The organism is Mucilaginibacter sp. SG538B (assembly GCF_013376065.1).
Taxonomy (GTDB): Bacteria; Bacteroidota; Bacteroidia; order Sphingobacteriales; family Sphingobacteriaceae; genus Mucilaginibacter; species Mucilaginibacter rubeus.
Window position 1 is genome coordinate 1 of record NZ_JABMJI010000016.1, and the last position, 3,845, is coordinate 3,845.

Annotated in this window: 2 tRNA genes and 2 rRNA genes; all 4 read right to left on the reverse strand. The window is 47.2% G+C overall.

The features are described from left to right. A 23S ribosomal RNA gene (locus tag FHW88_RS29925) occupies nt 1–1,224 on the reverse strand; the annotation flags it as partial. 243 nt (nt 1,225–1,467) lie between these two features. Beyond that, nucleotides 1,468–1,544 (reverse strand) — tRNA-Ala (locus FHW88_RS29930). A gap of 82 nt (nt 1,545–1,626) precedes the next feature. Beyond that, nucleotides 1,627–1,701: transfer RNA gene (locus FHW88_RS29935), tRNA-Ile, on the reverse strand. A 211-nt stretch (nt 1,702–1,912) separates the two neighbouring features. Then, a 16S ribosomal RNA gene (locus FHW88_RS29940) occupies nt 1,913–3,433 on the reverse strand. Between the last annotated feature and the right edge of the window lie 412 nt (nt 3,434–3,845).

Here is a 3,845-nt window from a genome sequence, read left to right on the forward strand (position 1 = left end):
AATAGAATGCTCCCCTACCAGTCACATTACTGTGAATCCATAGCTTCGGTATACTGCTTGATGCCCGTTTATTATCCATGCCCGATCGCTCGACTAGTGAGCTGTTACGCACTCTTTAAATGAATGGCTGCTTCCAAGCCAACATCCTAGCTGTCTGTGCAATCGGACCTCGTTAGTTCAACTTAGCAATAATTTAGGGACCTTAGCTGATGGTCTGGGTTCTTTCCCTCTCGGCCATGGACCTTAGCACCCATAGCCTCACTCCAGCGTATATTATAAAGCATTCGGAGTTTATCTGGATTTGGTAGGATTTGACTCCCCCGCACCCAATTAGTAGCTCTACCTCTTTATAACTCAACCGCCAGGCTGTTCCTAAAAACATTTCGGGGAGTACGAGCTATTTCCCAGTTTGATTAGCCTTTCACCCCTACCCACAAGTCATCCGGAAACTTTTCAACGTTTATCGGTTCGGTCCTCCAGTACCTGTTACGGCACCTTCAACCTGCCCATGGGTAGATCACAAGGTTTCGCGTCTACCTCCCCTGACTATACGCCCTTTTCAGACTCGCTTTCGCTTCGGATCCGTGTCTTAAACACTTAACCTTGCCAGGGAAGAGTAACTCGTAGGCTCATTATGCAAAAGGCACGCCGTCACCCGTTACCAGGCTCCGACCGCTTGTAAGTACACGGTTTCAGGTTCTATTTCACTCCCCTGTTCGGGGTTCTTTTCACCTTTCCCTCACGGTACTGGTTCACTATCGGTCTCTCAGGAGTATTTAGCCTTACCGGATGGTGCCGGCAAATTCCCACAAGGCGTCTCCGACCTCGCGGTACTCAGGATACCACTATCCTATTATCTATTACCCGTACGCAGCTCTCATGCTCTATGGCAGGGTTTCCCACCCCCTTCCGGTTCTATTTAATATTCATGTTGTGGTCCTACAACCCCTGCTATGCCGTAACATAACAGGTTTGGGCTTCTTCCATTTCGCTCGCCACTACTCTGGAAATCACTATTGTTTTCTCTTCCTCTGCTTACTTAGATGTTTCAGTTCGGCAGGTTAGCGCATTTATGCAGTTATTCTTCAAATAACTAGGTTTCCCCATTCGGAAATCTGCGGATCAATTCATATTTGCTAATCCCCGCAGCTTATCGCAGCTTATCACGTCCTTCTTCGCCTCTGAGAGCCAAGGCATCCCCCGTGTACCCTTTCTTACTTTCTTCTACTCTTGCGCCTTTTGCGCCGCAAGGTATGTCTTTATTTTAGTCCGCTGTTCGACAGAGTCAAGAGTTCAGGAGTCAGGAAGCAAGATTACTCTTGTTTCTTTATTCTTGTAATCTTGGTTCTCAATCAAACAACTTCCTATCTGTTGTTTTCTCTTGTTTTCAATTACTTCTTCCAATATGTCAAAGAACGTTAGTTTTCATCTGTAGCGTAACCTATATTATAGTTACTGTAGAATACTTGGTGGAGAATAACGGATTCGAACCGTTGACCCCCTGCGTGCAAGGCAGGTGCTCTAGCCAGCTGAGCTAATCCCCCTTTCAGATGAGTGGGCAGTGGTTAGTTTACAGTGGCAGTTAATTACTGCTGCTGCTACTTCTTACTGCTACTTCCCCTTGTGTAGTCCCGAGCAGATTTGAACTGCTGACCCCTACATTATCAGTGTAGTGCTCTAACCAAGCTGAGCTACAGGACTATTTGTTTTTAGTTGCAGTTATCAGTTGCAGTTTGCAGGACTTTTCTGCCTACTGCTGCTGCCACTGCTTACTGCCACTTGTCCTGTGCTTACTTTCGTTTACACATTCCACAGATGGCTTCATCTTCTGGGTTTCCTTTTGTCTTTTTTTTGTGTTTTAAGAAATATCATGTAGGTAACAGTTCCGAATTACTCAGAGATACTGCTCCAGAAAGGAGGTATTCCAGCCACACCTTCCGGTACGGCTACCTTGTTACGACTTAGCCCCAGTTACCGACTTTACCCTAGGACGCTCCTTGCGGTTACGCACTTCAGGCACTTCCAGCTTCCATGGCTTGACGGGCGGTGTGTACAAGGCCCGGGAACGTATTCACCGCGTCATTGCTGATACGCGATTACTAGCGAATCCAACTTCACGGGGTCGAGTTGCAGACCCCGATCCGAACTGTGAATGGCTTTAAGAGATTGGCATCCTGTTGCCAGGTAGCTGCCCTCTGTACCATCCATTGTAGCACGTGTGTAGCCCCGGACGTAAGGGCCATGATGACTTGACGTCGTCCCCTCCTTCCTCTCTATTTGCATAGGCAGTCTGTTTAGAGTCCCCACCTTAAATGCTGGCAACTAAACATAGGGGTTGCGCTCGTTGCGGGACTTAACCCAACACCTCACGGCACGAGCTGACGACAGCCATGCAGCACCTAGTTTCGTGTTCCGAAGAACTGTGACGTCTCTGTCACATTCACTAACTTTCAAGCCCGGGTAAGGTTCCTCGCGTATCATCGAATTAAACCACATGCTCCTCCGCTTGTGCGGGCCCCCGTCAATTCCTTTGAGTTTCACCCTTGCGGGCGTACTCCCCAGGTGGAACACTTAACGCTTTCGCTTAGACGCTGACCGTATATCGCCAACATCGAGTGTTCATCGTTTAGGGCGTGGACTACCAGGGTATCTAATCCTGTTTGATCCCCACGCTTTCGTGCCTCAGCGTCAATCATACTTTAGTAAGCTGCCTTCGCAATTGGTGTTCTGTGACATATCTATGCATTTCACCGCTACTTGTCACATTCCGCCTACCTCAAGTACATTCAAGCTCTTCAGTATCAAGGGCACTGCGATAGTTGAGCTACCGTCTTTCACCCCTGACTTAAAAAGCCGCCTACGCACCCTTTAAACCCAATAAATCCGGATAACGCTTGGATCCTCCGTATTACCGCGGCTGCTGGCACGGAGTTAGCCGATCCTTATTCTCAAGGTACATTCAACCCGGTTCACGAACCGGGGTTTATTCCCCTGCAAAAGCAGTTTACAACCCGTAGGGCCGTCTTCCTGCACGCGGCATGGCTGGTTCAGACTTCCGTCCATTGACCAATATTCCTTACTGCTGCCTCCCGTAGGAGTCTGGTCCGTGTCTCAGTACCAGTGTGGGGGGTCATCCTCTCAGATCCCCTAAACATCGTCGCCTTGGTATGCCGTTACCACACCAACTAGCTAATGTTGCGCATGCCCATCTTGATCCTATAAATATTTGATTATAATACGATGCCATATCATAATGTTATGCGGTCTTAATCTCTCTTTCGAGAGGCTATCCCCCTGATCAAGGTAGGTTACATACGTGTTACGCACCCGTGCGCCACTCTCATTAGGAGCAAGCTCCCAAATCCCGTCCGACTTGCATGTATTAGGCCTGCCGCTAGCGTTCATCCTGAGCCAGGATCAAACTCTCCATTGTAAAATGTTTTGTTTAACCACTGACCCTATTATTAATTAATAGAATCTGTATTATATATCTTTATACAGTCTCTCTTCTTTTTGTAACTCTTCAGCTTTGTTTAACCTTGGTTAGACTTCGCCTCCCGTTACGCTACATGATTTCCATTTCTTAAAAGAACTTGCTCGCTTCATCATCCGAATCAGCTATTATGTCGTCGCAATTCGCATTGCTTAACTTGTCAGTTTGTTTCCCCGAAAATCGCTTCCGGCTCTTTTGTTTTACTCATTAACCACCGTTAACTTTCTTCCTTCTTTTATTGACTGAACTCGCTCAGCCTCAACTTCTTTCGCTCTCTCAAGCACCCTTCCGTTTGGGTCTGCAAAGGTAGAAAACCTTTTCTTATTTCCAAAACTTTTTTATTTTTTATTTT